The sequence below is a fragment of the Achromobacter sp. genome, assembly GCF_050285585.1.
Taxonomy (GTDB): domain Bacteria; phylum Pseudomonadota; class Gammaproteobacteria; order Burkholderiales; family Burkholderiaceae_B; genus Achromobacter.
On sequence record NZ_JBLZXF010000007.1, the window covers coordinates 133768 to 153482 of the forward strand.

Annotated in this window: 18 protein-coding genes; 7 read left to right on the forward strand and 11 right to left on the reverse strand. The window is 68.4% G+C overall.

What is annotated here, in order from left to right:
• Nucleotides 1-32: 32 nt before the first annotated feature.
• Nucleotides 33-1343 (reverse strand): sigma-54-dependent transcriptional regulator, encoded by a 1311-nt coding sequence (locus tag ACN6PJ_RS12490; protein WP_427996186.1) that lies wholly within the window; start codon nt 1341-1343, stop codon nt 33-35.
• Complete coding sequence (locus tag ACN6PJ_RS12495) at nt 1340-2761, reverse strand: ATP-binding protein (RefSeq protein WP_427996187.1); 1422 nt, start codon at nt 2759-2761, stop codon at nt 1340-1342. The genes ACN6PJ_RS12490 and ACN6PJ_RS12495 overlap by 4 nt, the downstream gene beginning before the upstream one ends.
• 364 nt (nt 2762-3125) lie before the next feature.
• Between ACN6PJ_RS12495 and ACN6PJ_RS12500 the strand changes: the two genes are divergently transcribed.
• The 3 genes from ACN6PJ_RS12500 to ACN6PJ_RS12510 are packed head-to-tail and all read left to right on the forward strand — an operon-like array spanning nt 3126 to nt 5789.
• Nucleotides 3126-3617 (forward strand): tripartite tricarboxylate transporter TctB family protein, encoded by a 492-nt coding sequence (locus ACN6PJ_RS12500; protein ID WP_427996188.1) that lies wholly within the window; start codon nt 3126-3128, stop codon nt 3615-3617.
• 3 nt (nt 3618-3620) lie between these two features.
• Entirely contained in the window at nt 3621-5141 is a 1521-nt protein-coding gene (locus tag ACN6PJ_RS12505; protein WP_427996189.1) for a tripartite tricarboxylate transporter permease, read from the forward strand.
• A 57-nt stretch (nt 5142-5198) separates the two neighbouring features.
• Nucleotides 5199-5789, forward strand: a complete 591-nt coding sequence (locus ACN6PJ_RS12510; protein WP_427996190.1) for a hypothetical protein — start codon at nt 5199-5201, stop codon at nt 5787-5789.
• A 25-nt stretch (nt 5790-5814) separates the two neighbouring features.
• On the opposite strand, the gene ACN6PJ_RS12515 is transcribed toward ACN6PJ_RS12510, so the two are convergent.
• The 3 genes from ACN6PJ_RS12515 to ACN6PJ_RS12525 all read right to left on the reverse strand — a co-directional run bounded on the left by ACN6PJ_RS12515 (nt 5815) and on the right by ACN6PJ_RS12525 (nt 8084).
• Nucleotides 5815-6195: an RNA-binding S4 domain-containing protein gene (locus tag ACN6PJ_RS12515; protein ID WP_427996191.1), complete on the reverse strand. Its 381-nt coding sequence runs from the start codon at nt 6193-6195 to the stop codon at nt 5815-5817.
• Nucleotides 6196-6261: 66 nt separating this feature from the next.
• Entirely contained in the window at nt 6262-7251 is a 990-nt protein-coding gene (locus ACN6PJ_RS12520; protein WP_427996192.1) for a tripartite tricarboxylate transporter substrate binding protein, read from the reverse strand.
• Nucleotides 7248-8084 carry an amidohydrolase family protein gene (locus ACN6PJ_RS12525; RefSeq protein ID WP_427996193.1) on the reverse strand — a complete coding sequence of 279 codons (837 nt, stop codon included), beginning with the start codon at nt 8082-8084 and terminating at the stop codon, nt 7248-7250. The genes ACN6PJ_RS12520 and ACN6PJ_RS12525 overlap by 4 nt, the downstream gene beginning before the upstream one ends.
• A 120-nt stretch (nt 8085-8204) precedes the next feature.
• Here ACN6PJ_RS12525 and ACN6PJ_RS12530 point away from each other — a divergent pair, with 120 nt between their 5' ends.
• Entirely contained in the window at nt 8205-9092 is an 888-nt protein-coding gene (locus ACN6PJ_RS12530; protein WP_427996194.1) for a LysR family transcriptional regulator, read from the forward strand.
• A gap of 133 nt (nt 9093-9225) precedes the next feature.
• On the forward strand, nt 9226-11061 hold the full coding sequence (locus ACN6PJ_RS12535) for an ABC transporter ATP-binding protein/permease (RefSeq protein ID WP_427996195.1): 1836 nt from the start codon (nt 9226-9228) through the stop codon (nt 11059-11061).
• Nucleotides 11062-11080: 19 nt separating this feature from the next.
• Here the strand turns inward: ACN6PJ_RS12535 and ACN6PJ_RS12540 are convergent, their stop codons facing one another.
• A complete protein-coding gene (locus ACN6PJ_RS12540) occupies nt 11081-11884 on the reverse strand; it encodes an aspartate dehydrogenase (RefSeq protein ID WP_427996196.1) in 804 nt (267 codons plus the stop codon).
• Nucleotides 11885-11995: 111 nt separating this feature from the next.
• Between ACN6PJ_RS12540 and ACN6PJ_RS12545 the strand changes: the two genes are divergently transcribed.
• The gene (locus ACN6PJ_RS12545) at nt 11996-12484 is read left to right on the forward strand and encodes a GNAT family N-acetyltransferase (protein WP_427996197.1); all 489 of its coding nucleotides are present in this window, start codon (nt 11996-11998) and stop codon (nt 12482-12484) included.
• On the opposite strand, the gene ACN6PJ_RS12550 is transcribed toward ACN6PJ_RS12545, so the two are convergent.
• Both ACN6PJ_RS12550 and ACN6PJ_RS12555 read right to left on the reverse strand, forming a co-directional pair.
• Nucleotides 12481-13869: an amidohydrolase gene (locus ACN6PJ_RS12550; RefSeq protein WP_427996198.1), complete on the reverse strand. Its 1389-nt coding sequence runs from the start codon at nt 13867-13869 to the stop codon at nt 12481-12483. The genes ACN6PJ_RS12545 and ACN6PJ_RS12550 overlap by 4 nt on opposite strands.
• Nucleotides 13870-14013: 144 nt before the next feature.
• Entirely contained in the window at nt 14014-15507 is a 1494-nt protein-coding gene (locus tag ACN6PJ_RS12555; RefSeq protein ID WP_427996199.1) for an MFS transporter, read from the reverse strand.
• 146 nt (nt 15508-15653) lie between these two features.
• On the opposite strand from ACN6PJ_RS12555, the gene ACN6PJ_RS12560 reads away from it, so the two are divergent.
• Nucleotides 15654-16298 carry a TetR/AcrR family transcriptional regulator gene (locus ACN6PJ_RS12560; RefSeq protein WP_427996200.1) on the forward strand — a complete coding sequence of 215 codons (645 nt, stop codon included), beginning with the start codon at nt 15654-15656 and terminating at the stop codon, nt 16296-16298.
• A gap of 18 nt (nt 16299-16316) precedes the next feature.
• On the opposite strand, the gene ACN6PJ_RS12565 is transcribed toward ACN6PJ_RS12560, so the two are convergent.
• The 3 genes from ACN6PJ_RS12565 to ACN6PJ_RS12575 all read right to left on the reverse strand — a co-directional run bounded on the left by ACN6PJ_RS12565 (nt 16317) and on the right by ACN6PJ_RS12575 (nt 19698).
• A complete protein-coding gene (locus tag ACN6PJ_RS12565; RefSeq protein ID WP_427996201.1) occupies nt 16317-17267 on the reverse strand; it encodes a Bug family tripartite tricarboxylate transporter substrate binding protein in 951 nt (316 codons plus the stop codon).
• A 59-nt stretch (nt 17268-17326) separates the two neighbouring features.
• On the reverse strand, nt 17327-18595 hold the full coding sequence (locus ACN6PJ_RS12570; RefSeq protein ID WP_427996202.1) for a carboxylesterase family protein: 1269 nt from the start codon (nt 18593-18595) through the stop codon (nt 17327-17329).
• Between the two features lie 152 nt (nt 18596-18747).
• Entirely contained in the window at nt 18748-19698 is a 951-nt protein-coding gene (locus ACN6PJ_RS12575; protein WP_427996302.1) for an adenosine deaminase, read from the reverse strand.
• Nucleotides 19699-19715: the final 17 nt, after the last annotated feature.

The following is a 19715-nucleotide window of genomic DNA, read 5'->3' on the forward strand; positions in this document are numbered from 1 at the left end:
GTTAATCGCCTGCGCGAGCCGCGTGGCCGCGGTCAGCGCTGGCGAAGCTTCTTCCACAGCGTGGTGCGCGAAATCCCCAGCCGCTTGGCGGCCAGTCCGACCTGGCCTCCCGATGCCGCGATGGCCTGCCGGATCGAACGCAGTTCAGCATCCGCGCGTGCGGCGCTCAGGTCCGGGACGGTGACGGGCCCGCCCAAATTGCCTTCGGGAAACAGGTCGCTTTCCTGGATCGCAGGGCCGTCGGCGGTTACCGCCGCGCGCAGGACGCGGTTCTTGAGTTCCCGGATGTTGCCGGGCCAGGCGTGCCCGAGCAACGCCTCCTGCGCGCCTGGCGAGAACGCGGCAGGGGCGGGCGAGGCCGCGGACCAGTCGTTCAGGAAGCGCGTGGCCAGCGGCAGTATGTCCTGCACGCGTTCGCGCAATGGCGGCAGGTTCAGGTGGCCCACCGACAGGCGGTAATACAGGTCGGCGCGGAATGCCTTGCGCCGCACGGCTTCGGGCAGGTCCGCATTGGTGCTGGCCACGAAGCGGCACTTCGCCTTCAGGGGAGTGTTGCCGCCCAGCGGCAGGAAGCGCTTGTCTTCCAGCACGCGCAGCAGCGCGGCCTGCGCCTTGGGAGCCAATTCGCCGACCTCGTCCAGGAACAGCGTGCCGCCGTCCGCGTGTTCAATCAGGCCCCGATGCGCCTCCCTGGCGCCGCTGAACGCGCCCCGCCGGTGTCCGAACAATTGGCTTTCGACCAGATCGTCCGTGAGGCTTGCGCAATTGACCGCAATGAACGGACCGCTCGCAAACGGGGAATGCGCATGCATGAACCGCGCGGTCAGTTCCTTGCCCACGCCGGTTTCACCCTGCAGCAGCACGGTCAGGCTTTGTGCCGCCAGTTTCTGAATGTCCGTCGCGACGGCTTCCGTGGCGGCGCTGCCCAGAAAGGGGTTCTCCGGCATGGCGCCGCTGGCGTCCTCGTCGTCGAACGCTTCGATGGCGGCGCGGATGCGGGCAATCAGGGCGTCGACATCGTAGGGTTTGGTGAGATAGTCGGTGGCGCCCGCCGCGACCAGGCGCACCGCCTGCGCCAGTTCGCCGTAGGCGGTCGCGAATACGATGGTGGAGCGTGCCACATAAGGAATGATGCGACGGTACAAGTCCTCGCCGGAGCCGTCCGGCAGCCGGATGTCGGCCAGTATGAAAGCGGGGCGCAGCCGCTGGCGGCGGAACGCTTCGACGGCTTGCGAGCAGTTTTCCACCCAGGCGGCCGACAGTCCTTCCAATTGCAGGCGCTGCCGCAACGCCCCTCCCAGCACGCGGTCGTCTTCGATCAGCAAGACGTCGACGTAGCTCATTTCCTGTCCTCCAATGCCGCATACGGCAATTGCACGATGATGGTCGCGCCGCCTCCCGGAGCGTTGGCGATGGCGATCTCGCCCGCCAGGCCCTGGACGAGCTCCCGCACGATACCCAGACCCATGCCTTCCGCGTGGTCGTCGCCATGCTGCATCAGCGCGGTGCGCGCCTCATCGGGAAGGCCCGGGCCCTGGTCCGCGACGCGCAGCCGCAGGCGCGACCCGTCGCATTCACTGTCGACCTCGATCTCGGTGCCGGGGGGCGACGCGGCGACGGCGTTGAGCAAGAGGTTCAGCAGGATCTGGCGCAGCGGCGCGGCGGGCAGGGGCAGCGCCTGCGCGGGCCAGTCATTGCGGAACGTCAAGCGTATCCGCTTGCGCCTGGCCTCGGAGCGGATCAGCAGCTGCACGTCCTGGATGTCCGCCAGGGTCAGGCGCGGGGATTGCCCGTCCGGCCTGAAGGTCTGCAGGCTGGCGTCAACCACGGAGCGCAAGGTCTGTATGCCGCGGTCGACGAAATCGATCGCGTCCCGGCGCGCTTCTTCCTGATGTCCGAAGCGCCGCAGCGTCTGCAAGGCGGTCTGCATGCCCGCCAGCGGGTTGCGTACCTCGTGTGCCAGCGCGGCGGACATGCGCCCCAGCAGCGCGGCGCGCTCGATGCGGTCGTGCCGGCGCGCCAGGGTCTCGCGTTCCTGCACGCTGCGAACCATCCAGTTATAGGCCTCCATCAGTTCGTTCAGCTCATTGTCCCCGGGCCTGGCCGCCCGAAGGTCCAATAGTTCAGGCTTGTGGCGGCGGGCGGCTCGAAGTTGCTGCGTGAGACGGATGATGGGCCGTTGCAGCCGGCGCGCAAGCAGGAATCCCAGGCCGGCGCCGGCCAGACTCACGCCCAGGCCGGCCAGCACGAGTTCGATCGTCAGGGAGCGGCGTTGCGCGATGAAGTCGCCGGCGTCCAGGTTGGCCGCGACGGTGCCCAGCCAGGGGCGATTCTCGTCGAGCAGCCGCCAGGTCCATACGCCGTTGGACACGGCGCTCAGATAGGTGCCGCTGGAGGACCGCGCGAGCTGCGCCTCGAGGGGAATGGCCTCGACCTCGGCATAGCGAGCCACATGCGCAATCAACTGGCCCTGCGCGCCGATGATGGCCAGCGTGCGGTCGACGATGCCGACTTGCGTGTCCAGGGCGCGGTTCAGCACTTCGAGCATCTGCGCCCGGTCGCCGGCGCGCACGGCAGGCAGCACCGCGGCGGACAGGCCATCCAGATAGACCTGGCCCAGGTTCGAGACCTGCCGCTCGAACTGGCGCGAAAGACCGTGCAGCGATAGCGAGATCAGCGCGCTGGAAACCAGGAAGAACAGCACTGCCACACCCAGCGGAATCCTGACGGTCAGCGGTAAGCGGCCCAAGCGGTGGAACATGGCGAGAGTCGTCGGGGCAAAGAGAGGGATTATGCCTGCCGCGGGCCGCTCTCGGCGCCGCGGAAAAAATGCAACGTTTGGCAAACCGCATCGTCGCCGGCAAGTTCCATGCCAGTTTTCCGGTTTCCTCCTGATCGGATCGCATTCAAGCAATGCATGTCCACTTTTCTGAACATCGAAGACGGACCGTGTTCATTTACGTGAACGTTTGCGCGGCGGCCGCGCGCGCGCATTGCGCCACGCGCGCCGTGCGCCGCGGCGGTGAAAGCCGAATGCAAGCGCCTATCTCTACAGTCCCGTTTCTTTCGATCCCGTGGCGGTCCTGGCCGCCGCGAAAACAACATTGACTCCGGAAGGGGGGAACATGCGCAGCAAGACACTGGCGATAAAACGCGATGTATGGGGAGGGGCGCTGATTGCGCTCTGCGGAGCCTTGACGATCATCGAGGCCAACAGTTACGCGGTCGGCGAGCTGGCGCGGATGGGGCCAGGCTACTTTCCGATGCTGGTGGGCTGCTTCCTGGTGGCCCTGGGTGTCCTGATCCCGCTCAGCCCCGACCCGGACGACCTGGCGCAACCGGACGAGGCCGTCGACCACGGCGCGCCGCAACCCACGAGGGCGGAGCGCCTGCGAGGCATGGCCTGCATTGCGGCAGGAATCGGCGCTTTCATCGTGATCGGGAATTTCCTCGGCTTTCTTCCCGCGACGTTTGCGCTGGTCTTCATCGCCGCCATGGGAGACACGTCCAACAGCTGGCGCTCGGCGGCGCTCCTCGCCACGGCGATGACGGTGTTCGGCTGGCTGGTCTTCTCCTGGGGCCTGCAGCTCCAGTTCCCGATGTTTCGCTGGGGGTAAGCCATGGAACTGTTGTCGAACGTAATGCATGGTTTCTCCATTGCCTTCCAGTGGGAAAACCTGGCCTGGTCGCTATTCGGCGTCTTCATGGGCAACCTGATCGGCGTGCTGCCCGGCATGGGCGTGCTGGCGGCGATCTCCATCCTGTTGCCGCTAACCTATGCCATGACGCCGACCGCCGCGCTCATGATGCTGGCGGGCATCTACTACGGCGCCCAGTACGGCGGCGGCATCACCTGCATTCTGCTGAACCTGCCCGGCACGCCGTCGCACGCGGTGACCTGCCTGGATGGCAATCCACTGGCCAAGCAGGGCAAGTCCGGTTCCGCCCTGTTCATGCTGGTGATGTCGTCGTTCATCGGCGCGTGCGTGGGCATTGTCATCATGATCCTGTTCTCGCCCATCCTGGTCGAAGTGGCGTTCAAGTTCGGCCCCGCCGAATATTTCTCCATGATGATGCTGGGCCTGTTCGCGGGCGCCACGCTGGCCAAGGGCTCCGCGGTCAAGGGTGTGGCGATGGTATTCCTGGGCCTGCTGTTCGGTGTCGTCGGCACCGACGTCAACACTGGCACGATCCGCTACGCGTTCGGCGTGATCGAACTGAGCGACGGCGTTCAACTCGTGGCGCTGGCGATGGGGCTGTTCGGCCTGGCGGACTTCTTCGCGAACGTGAACCGCATCGGCAAGGCAAGCGTGGTGGACAACGGCGCCAGGCGCATGGCGGTGCGTCCCGAGCCCGGCGACATCAAGAAGTCCGTTGCGCCGATCGCGCGCGGCAGCGCCATCGGTTCCGTCCTGGGCATTCTGCCGGGAACAGGGGCAACCATCGCGTCGTTCATGTCCTATGCGGTCGAGAAACGGGTGTCGAAGACTCCGGGCCGCTTCGGCAACGGCGCGATCGAAGGCGTCGCCGGTCCGGAGTCCGCGAACAACTCGGCGGCCCAGACCAGCTTCATCCCCACGATGAGCCTGGGCATTCCGGGCGATTCGGTCATGGCGCTGATGTTGGGCGCGCTGATCATCCATGGCATTCAGCCCGGTCCGCAGATGGTGACCGAGCATGCGGACATCTTCTGGGGGTTGATTGCCAGCTTCTGGATCGGCAACGCGATGCTGGTGGTGATGAACCTGCCGCTCATCGGCATGTGGGCCAAGTTGCTGCGGGTGCCCTACAAGTACCTGTTCCCGTCGGCGCTGTTCTTTGTCTGCGTGGGCGTATACAGCACCAACAATAGCCTCTTCGACGTGGCCGTCGTGCTGATACTGGGCGTGGTGGGCTACGTGTTCCTGAAGCTGCGGTTCTCGCCGGCTCCCTTGCTGTTGGGCTTCGTGCTTGGCCCCATGGTCGAGGAGAACTTCCGCCGCGCGCTGCTGCTGTCACGCGGCGACATGGCCATCTTCGTGGATCGGCCCATCAGCGCGGCGTTCATCTATGCCATAGGCGCTCTCGCGGCCTGGCTGATCTATTCCACCATGAAGGCCCGCCGCAAGATGCGCGCCGCCTTGTTGGAGCAGACCCAGTAATCACTCGGGAGTGGCCGCCGCGGCGGCCGTCGTTCCATCCTGGACAGGGAGGTTTCCATGCTCGGGCATTTCCATGGCCGGACCGTCGACGGATCCGATCTCTCCGCAAGCATCGATGTGATGCGCAAGCTGCCCTTCATCGAATTGATGGAGCTGCTTGAGTTCAGCGTGCTGCGCCTGGACAGCCCGCAGGCGTGCCGGCCCGAGCCGGCGCGGGCGGGGCTCATCGGCACGCTGGACTGGTGGTTCTGGACATCGCCTGGCGAATGCGCGTCGGCGCGCGCCGATGCCTCGGACGTCGCGGTGTATATCTGTTCGAGCACGGCCGCGCTGAAGGAGGCGGTGCTGCCTGACGGCGACACCTTGCTCGATTTCGGCCGGCTGGCCGGCGAGGCCCGCCCCGTGCGCGCCGGAGGCGAAGCGCGAGGGTTGCGGTTGTATGCGAGCGCGTTCCCCGGCCGGCGCGGCCGGGGGCGCGCGGGCGCGGCGGACCGCGCGACGCTGCGCGTGGATCTGAAGGCCCTGCTCAGCCGGGTCGTGGTTCCGGCCCGGGTGCCGCAGCATCTGTTCGAGCTGGTCGCCAGCCTGGTCCGGTCGCGTGTCTGGGTGGACGTGGTGCGGCCTCAGGCCGTGGCGCCGATGCGGTAGGTCGGCCTGGCCGCTGATTCGCCGTTCATTTGCCGCGCATCTGGTCGATCAGCCGCCGGTCCCGTTTGGTCGGCCGGCCGGCTTCTATCCCCAGCGCCGGCTCGGGCGCCAGGCGGCGCATCTCCGCCGCGCGTTCGCGCGCCGCAACGCTATCCGGGGTTTCTTCGTAGAGCTGACGCGCCACGGGCGCGGGGCCGCGCACGCCGCTGACGGCCACGACCCGCACGCGCAGCGCCGGGTCTTCCTTGCGGATGGCGACCAGGTCGCCGGGCGCGACTTCGCGCGCGGGCTTGGCTGGCTGGTCGTTCACCAATACCCGGCCTTTGCCGATTTCCTGCACGGCCAGGCTGCGCGTCTTGTAGAAGCGCGCCGCCCAGAGCCATTTGTCGAGCCGTATCTTGTCCATCTGCCTGTCCCTGCCTATGCCTGGTCAGGGATCATGATAGCCGGGCCGGGGGAGGCCCGGCACCAATCAGTCCAGGCTCAGGTCCGCTTCCTTGACCACGCGCTGCCACTTGGCGATTTCCGCGCGGCGGAAGGTGTCCAGTTCGGCGGGCGTCGAGCCGATGGGCTCCGCGCCGATGCCGGCCAACTGCTCGGCGATGGCGGGGTCCTTCAGCACCTTGGCCAGCGCCTGCGACACCTGGTCCACGATCTCGGTCGGCGTGCCCGCCGGGGCGAACACCGCGTTCCATTCGTAGGTTTCATAGCCCGGCACGCCGGACTCGGCGATGGTGGGCAGGTCGGGGGCGGTCTTGGAGCGTTCCAGGCCGCCGACGGCGACGGCGCGCAGTTTGCCGTTCTTCACGTGCTGCCAGGCCGAACCCATGCTGGCGAACATCACCGGCACCTGGCCCGACATCACGTCGATCATGGCCGGGCCGCCGCCTTTGTAGGCCACGTGCTGCAGCTGGGTCTTGGCAAGCAGGTTGAACAGTTCGCCCGCCAGATGCTGCGCAGAGCCCGGGCCCGCCGAGGCGAAGTACACGTGATCCTTGGCGCCGGGCTGCCCCAGCTTGATCAGGTCGGCCACCGTCTTGACCTCGTACGAGGGCGTGACGACGAGCACGTTGGGCACGCGCAGCAGCAGGGAAACCGGCGCAAACGCCGTCAGCGTGTCGAACTGCATCTTCGAATGCAGGGCGGGATTCTGCGCGTGGTTCGACGCGTCCAGCATCAGCGTGTAGCCATCGGGCTTGGCCTTGGCCACGACCGCGCCGCCGATCATGCCGCCGGCGCCGCCCCGGTTCTCGATGACGACGGGCTGGCCCAGCTCCGCGGCCAGCTTGGGGCCGATCAGGCGAGCCACCACGTCCACGGTGCCGCCGGGCGGGTAAGTGACGACCAGGGTGATGGCGCGTTCGGGATAGGCCGCGGAGGCGGCGCCCGCGGCGCCGGCCAGCAGGCCCGCGGCGGCGAACAGGGCGCCGCGGCGCGCCAGGCGTTTGAAAAGATGGGTCATGGTGTGTCTCCTTGGAATTGGAACAGCTGCAGCGGCGTGTCGGCAAGCACGATGCGCCGGTGCTCGGGGTCGTCGATCCAGGCGTCCAGCCATTGCGTTGCCGCCGGATAGGACGCCAGGTGGCGATGCTCGGTATGGGGCCAGTCGCTGCCCCACATGAGCCGTTCGGGCGTGTAGGCCTCCAGCAGCCGCTGCGTCGCCTGGCGGCCCGAGGCCGCGCAAGCGGCGGCTTGCCAGTTGCGGTAGGGGGCGGACAGCTTTACCCATACGCGGCCGCTGTCGCCCTGCCGCAGCAGGTACTGGAAGCCGGGGTCGGACACGCCCCGGGCGGGGTCGGGGCGGCCGAAATGATCCACCACCACGCGGCATTGCGCGGCCAGCAGCCCGGGCAGGATGTCGGGAAGGCGCGAGGCGGGCAGGTGGACTTCGACGTGCCAGCCCAGCGCGTTCACGCGCGCCAGCAGCGTCTGCCAGACAGGCAGGCCCAGTTCGGGAACGGGCAGGCCGATCAGGTTCAGCCGTATGCCCACCACGCCCGAGTCGGCCAGCGCCTGCAATGCCGTCGGGGCGATTCCGGGCTCCACCACGGCCACGCCGCGCAGGCGCGCGGGCGCGGCGCGCAGGGCGTCGAGCATGTGGCTGTTGTCCGTGCCCAGGAAACTGGGCTGCACGAGCACCCCGTGGCTCAGCCCGTGGGCGTCCAGCAGCGCGAGGTACTCGGCCGGCGTGGCGTCATGGTCCGGGGTGTGGCGGCGCACGTCGGCCAGCGCAAGGCCTTGCCGGAATACGTGCGCATGGGTGTCGACGGCGGCGCCAATGGCGGGCGAGGGCAAAACAGTCTCCTTATCGTGCGCCTGGCCAAGGGCCGGCGGCGCTTTTCATAAGGCGGGATTCTAGGAAGCCCACATATAATTTTCTATTCTGGAAAATTGCTTTATATATATTGGATCAATATGGAAACCCGGCATTTGCGTTATTTCCTGGCGGTGGTCGACCACGGCAGCGTCAGCCGGGCCTCGGAATGGCTGGGCATCGCGCAGCCCGCGCTGAGCCAGGGCCTGGCCCGCATGGAAAAAGACCTGGGCGTGCGGCTGTTCGAACGCTCGCGCCGGGGCTCCACGCCCACGCCCGCGGCCCTCGCCATTCTTGAAGACGTGCGCGCCAGCGTGGCGCGGATCGATGCCGCCGCGCACCGCGCGAGAGAGATCGGCCGCGGCAGCGCCGGGCAGTTGACGGTCGGGCTGGTGTCGTCGGCCCTCTTCGACACCTTGCCGCGCGCGCTGCGCGAAATGCGCAGGCAGGCGCCGGGCGTGCGCGTGATCCTGCGTGAAATGAGCAACGCCGAGCAGGCCGAGGCCCTGCAGACCGGCGAAATCGATATCGGCCTGATGCATACGCCCGTTGCGGTCGGCGGCCGCATGCGCGAACGCCAGCTGTTGCGGGACCGGCTGGTGGCCGCCGTGCCGGATGAGCTCGACGTGCCCGCCGACGGCCAGGTAAGCATGGCCCAGATCGCGCAGGCCGGCCTGGTGATGTATCCGCAGTCGCAGCTGCCGGCGTTCTATGCCGGCATCCTGGACGCCATGCGCAAGGCGGGGCACGACGCGCACGTGGCGCAGGAGGCGAACCGCACGCTCACGGTGCTGTCCTGCGTGGCGGGCGGTTGCGGCGTGGCGCTGCTGCCCAGCTGGATCCGCTCGATGGATTTCAGGGGCGTGCGCTTCTGCGAAGTGCGCGACGGCCACGCGCTGCCCAGTTTCGATCTGAGCGCTATCTGGCCCGCCCGGTCCGTGCCGACGCTGGCGGACGTGTTCGCCAACCTGGACCTGGGAGCCCGTTGAATGCCTGCGCTTTCAATGCGCCTTCGCTTGCCCGGCCGGAACGCTTAAGCGAGGCTTAAAACGGGCCTTTCGCCGGAACTCGGCGTACGCGTGTCGTCTAACAGGAAACGCGTATTTGGAGGGCGATCGGCTCATGGACCTGAATTGGCACCAGCAACTCGCGGAAAGCGCGCTGTGGCTTGCGCGCGCGTTCGGCATTACCGCCGTGGGCCTGGCGCTGGCCGCGGCGGTGCTCGCGCGCACCACGGATTGGGGGCGCAAGTTCTGGCGGCTGGCATGGCCGTATCTCACCCCGCGCCGCAGCTGGCGGCCCTTGCTGACCCTGGCGCTGCTGTTGTTCCTGGCGATGTTCGCCGTGCGCATGACGGTGCTGTTTTCGTTCTGGTACAACGGCTTCTACAGCGCGCTGCAGGCGCTGGACCAATCCGCGTTCTGGCGCTTCCTGGGCATCTTCTCGGTGCTTGCCTGCGTGCACGTCGCGCGAACCCTGGCCGACAGCTATGCCGGCCAGGCTTTCGACATCCGCTGGCGCGTCTGGCTCAACGAACGCCTGACGCGCGACTGGCTGGGCGCGGGCGCCTACTACCGCGGGCATTTCCTGCAAGCCCCCGTCGACAACCCCGATCAGCGTATCGAGCAGGACATCGCCATGTTCGTCACCGGTTCGCGCACGCTGGCGATCGGCGCGTTGAGCGCCATCGTGTCGCTGGTTGCGTTCACGTCGATCCTGTGGGGGCTGTCGGGCGCGCTGACGGTGGGAGGCGTGGAGATCCCCCGGGCCATGGTGTTCGTGGTGTACCTGTACGTGATCGTGGCCACGCTTTTCGCATTCAAGATCGGGCGGCCGCTGATCAGGCTGAACTTCCTGTCCGAACGGTTGACGGCGAACTTCCGCTATGCGCTGGTGCGCCTGCGCGAAAACGCGGAGAACGTTGCGTTCTATCAGGGCGAGGACGTGGAGCGCGCCACCTTATGGACGCGCTTCACCGCTTACATCGCCAATCTGTGGGCGCGGGTGTACCGGGGCCTGAAATTCGATGGCTTCAACCTGTCGGTCAGCCAGGTGGCCGTGGTGTTTCCCTTCATCCTGCAGGCGCCGCGCTTCTTCAGCGGCGCGATCAAGCTGGGCGACGTCATCCAGACCTCGCAGGCCTTCGGGCAGGTGCAGGATTCGCTGTCGTTCTTCCGCACGTCGTACGACACCTTCGCGCAATACCGCGCCACGCTGGACCGGCTCAATGGGTTCCTGGACGCCAACGAGGCCGCGCGTGCCCTGCCTGCCGTGCGGACGGAAACGCTGCCCGACGGGCTGGACATCGAAGGCGTGCAATTGCGCCGCCCCGACGGCGCGGTCCTGTTGCGGGACCTGGACCTGCGGCTGCGCCCGGGGCAGGCCCTGCTGATAAAGGGGCCGTCGGGCAGCGGCAAGACCACGCTGCTGCGCGCGCTGGCGGGCCTGTGGCCCTATGCCGAGGGGCGGGTGCGGCGGCCGCAGGGCGCGTCCGCGCTGTTCCTGTCGCAGCGGCCGTACCTGCCGCTGGGCGATCTGCGGGGCGCGGTCGCCTACCCGGGCCTGGCTCAGCCCGAGGACGATGCCCGGCTGGCCGAGGCGCTCAGGCAGGTCAACCTGGGGCACCTGGCGGGGCGGCTCGACGAGGTGGCGGACTGGGCCCGTATTCTGTCCATTGGCGAGCAGCAGCGCGTGGCGTTCGCGCGCGCCCTGTTCAACCGGCCCGCGATCGTATTCCTGGACGAAGCGACCTCCGCCACCGACGAAGGCCTGGAGCATGCCTTGTACAGCCTGCTGCGCGGCGCGCTGCCCGCCTGCATGCTGGTCAGCGTCGGCCATCGCAGCACGCTGGATGCGTTCCATACCCACAGGCTGGACCTGGACGGCGCGGGCAACTGGGAACTGGGGCGCATGGCGGCGCGGCAGGAGCCCGCGGCATTGCGCCGAGCCGCGGCCTGACGCGCTCCGTATCGCCCTGTCAGGTGCCCACGCGCAAGGGGCCGGTCAGCTTGCGCAGCGCGGCGATCACGCTTTGCGCGGTGATGCGGCCGGTCTTGGGGTTGGCCGAGGGGATGTTCTGGATCTCCATCGAGAACGAGGCGGAATCGGACGCGACCTCGACGCGATGGACATTGCGTTCCAGCGAGGGATCGGCCCAGATTTCCAGAGTGGTACGGTCGGGGCCGATGCCCGCGAGAGAGACGCTGACCGCGACGTTCAGGTTGGCGGGGAACCCCACCGCGGCATCGCGCGGCGAGCCTCGGAAAATCAGGCGGGGCTCGGTGATGGCCGAGATGTCGATGTTGTTCTCGGCCAGGTAGGGCGCGCCGAGCAGGCCGCGCACGGGCTTGCGCGTGATCATCGTGACGGAGTGGATGACGCCTTCCGCGGCGGCGGTAATGGCGTCGAGGCCGAGGATGGCGCCGGACGGCACCACGATCTGGCCGTGATGGGCGCGGGCGAGTTCGATCAGGTCGTCGTGGCGCAGCAGGGCGCCCGAACTCAGCACGACCAGTTTCTTGCCGGCGCGCAGCACGGGTTCGGCGATGTCTCGGAACACCGCGGCCGGGGCGCATTCGACGACCACGTCGCAATGCGCGTGCAGGGCGTCGATGCGGGTGTACACCGGGGCGCCGCTGGCCCAGGAGAACGCGGGCGGGGCGTTCGGGTCGCGCACCGCGACGGCGGCCAGCGCAAGGCCGGGCAGCCCGGCATCCAGGGATTGCGCCACGGCCTGGCCGATGGCGCCGAAGCCGGCGATGCCGACACGATAGCGAGTCATGGGAATCCGTAAGGTCGTTGGTGGGACCACTGTATTCAGCGCGCGCGCCTGCGTCAATGCGCAAGGGCCCGGGGCGCTACACTCGTGCGCAATGCCGGCAGGAGCAGAACCATGCAGATTCTTCCAGAAACGCCCCGCGACCGCGAGGCCATTTTCGCGTTGACGCAGGACGCGTTCAAAGACCATCCCCACAGCCAGGGAACCGAGGGCCGCATCATCGATTCGCTGCGCGAGGCGGGCGCGCTGACGCTGTCGCTGGTGGCCTGGGAGGACGGCCGCATGGCGGGCCACATCGCGTTTTCGCCGGTGACGGTAAGCGACGGTTCAAGCGATTGGTACGGGCTGGGGCCGGTGGCAGTGCGGCCGGACCGGCAGGGCAGGGGCATTGGCGCGGCCCTGCTGCGCGAGGGCCTGGCGCGGCTTCGGGCGCTGGGCGCGGCGGGCTGCGTGGTGCTGGGCGACCCGGGCTATTACGGCCGCTTCGGATTCGCCCGGGCGGCGCTGACCTACCCGGGCGTGCCGCCCGAGTACTTCATGGCGCTGAGCTTCACGCGTCCCGCGCAAGGCGAGGTCGCCTACCACGCCGCGTTTTCGGCCTAGCTGCCTTTCTGTGCGCCGGCCATGTAGTCGACGGCCAGGTTGGACAGCGCGCGCACGCCGTTGAGCAGGCCCGGCTCGTCCACGTAGAAGCGCGGCGAATGGTTGGGCGCCGCCTTGTCCACGTCCGTGCCCTTGGGGGTCACGCCCAGATAGAAGAACATGCCCGGCACTTTTTCCTGATAGAAGGAAAAGTCCTCGGATGCCGTCGATTTGGGTTGCAGCCCATAGTTGCCGTCGCCCGCCACGCGACGCAGGGTGGCGCCCATCTTTTCCGTCAGTTCCGGGTTGTTGACGGTGGCGTTGTAGAGCTCCACCACCCGCACGTCCGCCTTGGCGCCCGCGCTCTGCGCGATCATGTCGGCGGTGCGCGCGATGCGCTGGTGGATGTCCTTCTTCATGCCTTCGTCGTAGGTGCGGATGGTGCCCGTCATGGCGACGCTGTCCGGCACGATGTTCATGCGGTTGCCGCCGTGGATCGCGCCCACGGTGATGACCGCCGGCTCCAGCATACTGTTGATCTGGCGGCTGGGTATGGTCTGCAGGCCCAGGATGATCTGCGAGCCGACCACGATGGGATCGATGCCCGACCAGGGCCGCGCGCCGTGCGTCTGCTTGCCGGTGACGTCGATCCAGAACTGGTCGGCCGCGGCCATGGCGGGCCCGCTGCGCCACGAGAGCTTGCCGGAGGGGTAGGCGCTGGATACGTGCAGGCCGAAGATGGCGTCGACCTTCGGGTTGTCCAGCACGCCTTCCTGCACCATCATCTTGGCGCCCCAGATCTTCTTGCCGTCGGGCTCGAAGTCGGCGGGGCTTTCCTCGGCGGGCTGGAAGATGAACTTCACGCTGCCGGGCAGCTCGTCCTTCATGCCGGCAAGCACTTCCGCGGTGGCCATCAGGATGGCGGTGTGGGCGTCATGGCCGCAGGCGTGCATCACGTCCACTTCCTTGCCCAGGTAGGTGCCTTTCGCCTTGGACGCGAAGGGCACGTCCACCTGCTCCTTGACCGGCAGCGCGTCCATGTCGGCGCGCAGCGCCACCACCGGCCCGGGCTTGCCGCCCTTGAGCACGGCGACGACGCCGGTGCCGGCCACGCCGGTCTTCACGTCCATGCCCAATGCGCGCAGGTGATCGGCCACCAGCTTGGCCGTGCGCGTTTCCTGGTTGCCCAGTTCCGGATGTTGGTGGATGTCGCGGCGCCACGCGATGAGCTTGTCTTCGATGGCGCGGGCGCGTTCGTCGATCTGCGCGGCCAGCGCGGGATTCGGCGCGGGGACCAGCGGCCCTTGCGTGCCCGGCGCGCTTTGCGCGGCTGCCGGGCCGGCCATCAGCAGGTGGGCGGCCAGCGCCAGAGGCGCCAGGCGGAACAGGGCATTGGATTGCGGCATGTCTCGTTCTCCTCTTGGTTGTTAACCTGTTATTGAGCGAGGATCTTACCTGAGCGTTTTGGCGCCGGCGCGTTTGTTACCGACGCTTAAGAACAGGCGGTTTTGATTCCGGCCGGTGGAATTCCGCGCCTCGGAAATCGGTGCTCATGCCGGGCGAAGAACGCGCTTGGAACCGCGCGCGGCGGCCAGCAGCAATAGCGCCGCCACCAGAGACGCGACGCCTGCCGCGAGCATCGCCGCGTGGAAGCCGCCGGCCAGCGCATCGGCGTAAAGCGCGGCCGCGTTGACGGGTTGTCCGGGCATGGCATGCTGGGTGATCGCGGCACGCGCGAGCGCGCGCGCATCGGGCATGCCCAGGCGCGACAACGACGCCGTCAGCGCTTCGATCGCGCGTCCGCTCATCAGCGCGCCGAGCAGCGCGATGCCGATCGTCATGCCGGTCTGGCGCAGCGCGTTCATCGTGGCGGACGCCATGCCGGAACGCTCGCGCGGCACGGTGGCCATGACCGCCATGCTGGTCGACGGCACGGCCAGACCCGTGCCCAGGCCCAGCAGCACCAGCAAGGATCCCGACACGGCGTAGGGCGTATCCGCCTCGAAGCCGGTCATGCCCAGCATGGCGGCGCCGATCAGTGTGTAGCCGGCGATCATCAGCCGCGGCAGGCCGAAGCGCAGATTGAGCCGGCCGAACACGACGGAAACCAGCCCCGCCGCGGCAAACTGCGGCGCCAGCTGCCAGCCGGCCGCCAGCGGCGACAGCCCCCGCACGTGCTGCAGATAGAGCGAAAAAAAGAACAGGCTGCTGTAGGCGGAGAAACCCAGCACGAAGGACGCGACATTCGTGATGGCGAAGCCGGTGTCGCGGAACAGGCCCAGCGGCAGGATGGGCCGCGCCACGCGGTGCTCGACCCACAGGAAGGCGATCAGTCCGCAGGCGGCGAGGGCCAGCGCGCCCGCCGCCTGCGGAGCGGCCCAGCCGTGTTCGCCCGCGGCGATCAGCCCGAAGGTCAGGGCGCCCAGCCACAGCACGCTCAACGCCTGGCCCGCCGGGTCGAAGGCGGCATGGTCGGGATGGGCGCTTTCCGTGATGCTCCAGGCCCCGAGCGCCACGGCCAGCGCGCCCACCGGCAGGTTGATCAGGAAGATGCTCTGCCAGTCGAAGTGCGCGACCAGCACGCCGCCCAGCATCGGCCCGACGATGAGCGACACGGCATTGCACGAGGCCCAGATCCCGATGGCCTGGGCGCGCTCCTTCGGGTCGGGAAACGCCTGCGTCAGCAGCGATAGCGCCCCGGGAACCAGCAGAGCGCCTGCCACGCCCTGCACGGCGCGGCCGATCAGCAAGGCGGTCAGGCTGTCCGCCAGCCCGCACAGGGCCGAGCCCGCCGTGAACAGCAGCACGCCCGCCAGCCATGAGCGCTTGCGGCCGTAGCGGTCGCCCAGCGGGCCCGCGGACAGCATGAAGGCCGAGAGGAAGAGGGCATAGGCGTCAACCACCCATTGCAGCCCGGCCATGTCGATGCGCAGCGCGGCCTGCATCGTGGGCAGCGCCACGTTGACGATGCTGATGTCCAGGATGGTGATGAAGCTGCCCAGGTTGACGGCCAGGACCAGGGCGCGGCGGCGTGCGGGATGCATAGCGGCGGATGAGGGGGGAGGAAGGGGTATTCTATTAATCGACCGACCGTCGGTCAATTGAAAAAAGAATCGTTCTCAAATTTTGATTGCCGGCGGGCGCGTCCTCTACACTGGCGCCTTGCCGTTGAATGGATGCCCTAGCCGATATGTCCGCCGCTCCAGACCCGCTTTCCCCGCCCGCAGGCCCGGCGGCCGCCCGCAAGCCGCGCACCAAGCCCGCCGCGGTGCGGTTGGACGAGCTGATGGCCGCGGCGCAAGCGCTGTTCGTCGAGAAGGGCGTCGAGGCCACCACCATCAACGACATCGTCGAACGCGCCGGCGTGGCCAAGGGCACGTTCTATCACTACTTCACTTCGAAGAACGACATGCTGGCGGCCCTGCGCGCCAAATTCTCGCAAGGGTTCCTGGACCACATTGCGCAGGCCGTCGACGCCTGTGCGCCCGACGACGGCGTGGCCCGCCTGCGCGCCTGGACGCGCGCCGGGGTGGAGGCCTATTTCGGCGGCTACGCCCTGCATGACGTCGTGTTTCACGACACGCACCATCCCGACCGTGGCGTGGCCGAGAAAAGCGCGGTGCTGGAGCAGCTCGAAGGCATCCTGGATGCCGGCGCGCGCGCCGGCTGCTGGCCCATGGACGACGCGGCGCTCGCCGCCATCGTGCTGTATCACGGCATGCATGGCGCCGTGGACGCCCGCATCGCGCAGGGCCGGCTGGACGCGCGGGAACTGTCCGGACCCTTGTCGGAAACGTTCCTGCGCGCGCTGGGCGCGCGCGGACTGACGGACTGAATCCGCGCGCGGGGGCGGCTATTGCAGTTTGATGCCCAGTTCCCTGATCAGCGGCCCCATGTCCGCCCGGTCCGATTCGATCGTCGCCGCCAGCTCCTGCGGCGAGCTGCCGATCGGGATCATGCCCAGCGTTTCCATCTGCGCCTTCATCGCGGGGTCCTTCAGGATGTCGGAGACGGACTGCTGGATCAGCGCCACGCGCTCCTTGGGCGTGCCGGCGGGGGCCATCAATCCGATCCACGGCTGCGGCGCATAGCCCTTCAGGCCGGATTCCTCCAGCGTCGGCGTGTCGGGCAGCCCGCCGAAGCGTTCGGGGCTGGTGATGGCCAGGGCGCGCAGGCGGCCGCTGTCGATCAGGCCCTTCGAGCTTGAAGGCGCGTCCAGGCCCACGTCGAGCTGGCCGCCGATCAGGTCGTTCTGCGTCTTGCCTGACGAGGACGAGGGCACGTACAGGGCCTTGATGCCGGCGCGGCGGGCCGTCTGCTCCCACACCAGGTGGAAGGCCGTGCCGATGGAGAAAGAGCCCACGCTGAGGTTGCGCGCCTTGCTCTCGCGCACGAAGTCCTCCCAGGTTTTGAGCGGGCTTTCCTTGGGCACGATGAAGATGAAGGGCGTGCGCGCCACCAGCGAAATGGGCTGCAGGTCTTTCTGCGGGTCGAATGGCAGGCTGTCCACGGCGAACGGCACGATGGTGACGGACGAGGCCACCACCATGCCCAGCGTGTAGCCGTCGGGCGCGGACTTCACCAGCGCGCCCGTGCTGATGATGCCGGATGCGCCCGGCTTGTTCTCGACCACGACGGGCTGCCCCCAGGCGGCGCCCAGTTTGCTGGCCAGCACGCGCAGCATGACGTCCACGGGGCCGCCGGGCGGGTTGGAGACGATGATCTTCACCGGTTTGTCCGGATAGGCTGCGGTGGCTGCCAATGGCATCAGCAGCGCAAGCGCGAGCGCGGTTTGCTTGAACATGGAATTTCCCCTTGAATCGTTGATATGGGATACCTGCCGGGCGGCGGGCCCGGGTGGAGTCAGGCCAGGATCTGCATGTGCGGGGCCGCCGGCCAGCCGGGAGCGTCTCCGCGGATGAACGCGATCCATGCCGCCTGCGTGCGGCGCGCCAGTTGCCCGGCCTGGTCGGGCGGCAGGCCGGCCAGCATGGGCGCGGCGGAGAACGCCCGCAAGGTATCGAACACGAAAGGCAGTTCGATGCAGTGGCATGCGCCGAAACGCGACGTGGGCGCCACGTCGAAACGCGCGAGCCAGGCCTCGCGGCCCTGGGCGATGGCTTCCTGGGCCCATTGCCGCGAGGGCGCGCCGAAAACGTCCTCGCCCAGTTGTTGGCCGGCGGCGTCCGCCGCGTTGCCGGGGAAGGCGGCCATCTCGTCCCGCGTGTAGCACACCAGCACGTCGGCGCGCGACGCGGCCCGCTTCAGCGCGGGCGCGATGTCCAGCGGCAGTATCTCGCCGTCCAGCACGGGGCCGAACAGGCTGCGGCTGCTGCCTTCCGCGCGCAGGGCTTCGGCCACTTCGGGGGCCTGTTGCGCGGCCAGCAGCGCGGCGACCGGCAACGCGCGCGCGGCATCCAGGGTCTCGGCGCCGGCGGCGCGCAGAAAGGCCCGGCCCAGCGCATCGGCTTGCCGCGCGCTGCGGAATCCACGGCCCAGCGCGGCGCTTTGCAGGATGGCGCGCGAAAACCGCGGCTTGCGGGCCAGCATGGCGCAGATCGAAGAGGCGCCGGCGGACTGCCCCATGACCGTGACCCGCTCCGGATCGCCGCCCAGGTCCTGGATATTGTCCAGCACCCAGTCGATCGCGGCTTCCTGGTCCAGCAGGCCCACGTTGGCGGTCTGCCCGGGCACGTGCAGCCAGCCCAGCGCGGCCAGCCGGTAGTTCACGGCCACCACCACCACGTCGCCGCGCTGCGCCAGGCGCGAGCCGTCGTACCAGTCCAGCGCGCCTGCGCCGCTTTGCCAGGCGCCGCCGTGCAGCCACACCACGACGGGGCGTCGCCGCTTGTCGGCGCCGGGCGTCCAGACGGTCAGATGCAGACAGTCTTCGGACTGCGCGGCCTCGAAATCGCCCATCGCGCCGCGCAGCCGCGACGGCAGCTGGGGCGCGATGGCGCCGGGCCGGGTGGCGTCGAGGTTGCCGCGCCACGACGCGGGCCGGGGTGGCGCGAACCGCAGGCGGCCCACCGGCGCCTGCGCATAGGGAATGGCGCCATAGCGGCAAACGCCGCCTTCGCGCACGCCGGTCAGCGTGCCCGTCCGCAGCGCCGCCTGAACCGTTTGACTCATATCCTGCCCCCTTGTGTGCTCATTGTTTGAACGGCCGCGGCGGATGCCGCGGACGCCGCACTATGGTAGGGAGGAAAAAGCCCTGCGGGCCATGCCGGTTTTGAACGAGGCCATGCGAAACCCGCATGGCCCGGTAGGCGGCCGCCGCCGGCCTACTTCACGATGCGCGCGTCGAGGCTGTTGTCCGCCAGCGCCTGGGCCTGCTCGCGGGTCATGCCCAGGTGCTCGTAGAGCGCGTGGAAGTTCTCGTTCACGTAGCCGCCGAAATAGGCGGGATCGTCGGAATTGACGGTCACTTTCACGCCCGCGTCCAGCAGCGATAGAATGTTGTGATGACGCATGTGTTCGAACACGCGCAGGCGTATGTTGGACAGCGGGCACACCGTCAGGGGGATCTGCTCGTCGATCAGGCGGGCCATCAGCCGGGGGTCTTCGGCGGCGCGCACGCCATGGTCGATGCGCAGCACCTTCAGCAGGTCCAGCGCTTCCCAGATGTATTCCGGCGGCCCTTCCTCGCCCGCATGGGCCACGGCGGGCAGGCCTTCCGCGCGCGCGCGGTCGAACACGCGCTGGAACAGGCGCGGCGGGAAGCCCTTTTCGCTGCTGTCCAGGCCGACGGCGATGAAGGCGTCGCGGTAGGGCAGCGCCGCTTCCAGCGTGCGCATGGCCTGTTCTTCGGGCAGGTGGCGCAGGAAGCTCAGGATCAGCCCGCTTCCCACGCCCAGCTTCTTGCGGCCGTCCTCCAGCGCCTGGCCGATGCCGTCCAGCACCGCCTCCAGCGGCACGCCGCGGTCGGTATGGGTCTGGGGATCGAAGAAGGGCTCGGTATGGACGACGTTCTGCTCGCGGCATTTCAGCAGATAGGCCCAGGTCAGGTCGTAGAAGTCCTGCCCGGTGCGCAGCACGTCGGCGCCCAAATAATAGAGATCCAGGAATTCCTGGAGATTGCCGTAGTCGTACGCGCCGCGCAGGGCGTCGATATCGGGCCAGGGCAGGGCCACGCCGTTGCGCCGCGCCAGCTGGAACAGCAGCTCGGGTTCCAGCGAGCCTTCCAGGTGCAGGTGCAATTCCGCCTTGGGCAATGCGTTGAGCCAGTCGTGCATGGTGTCGGGATCCTGAA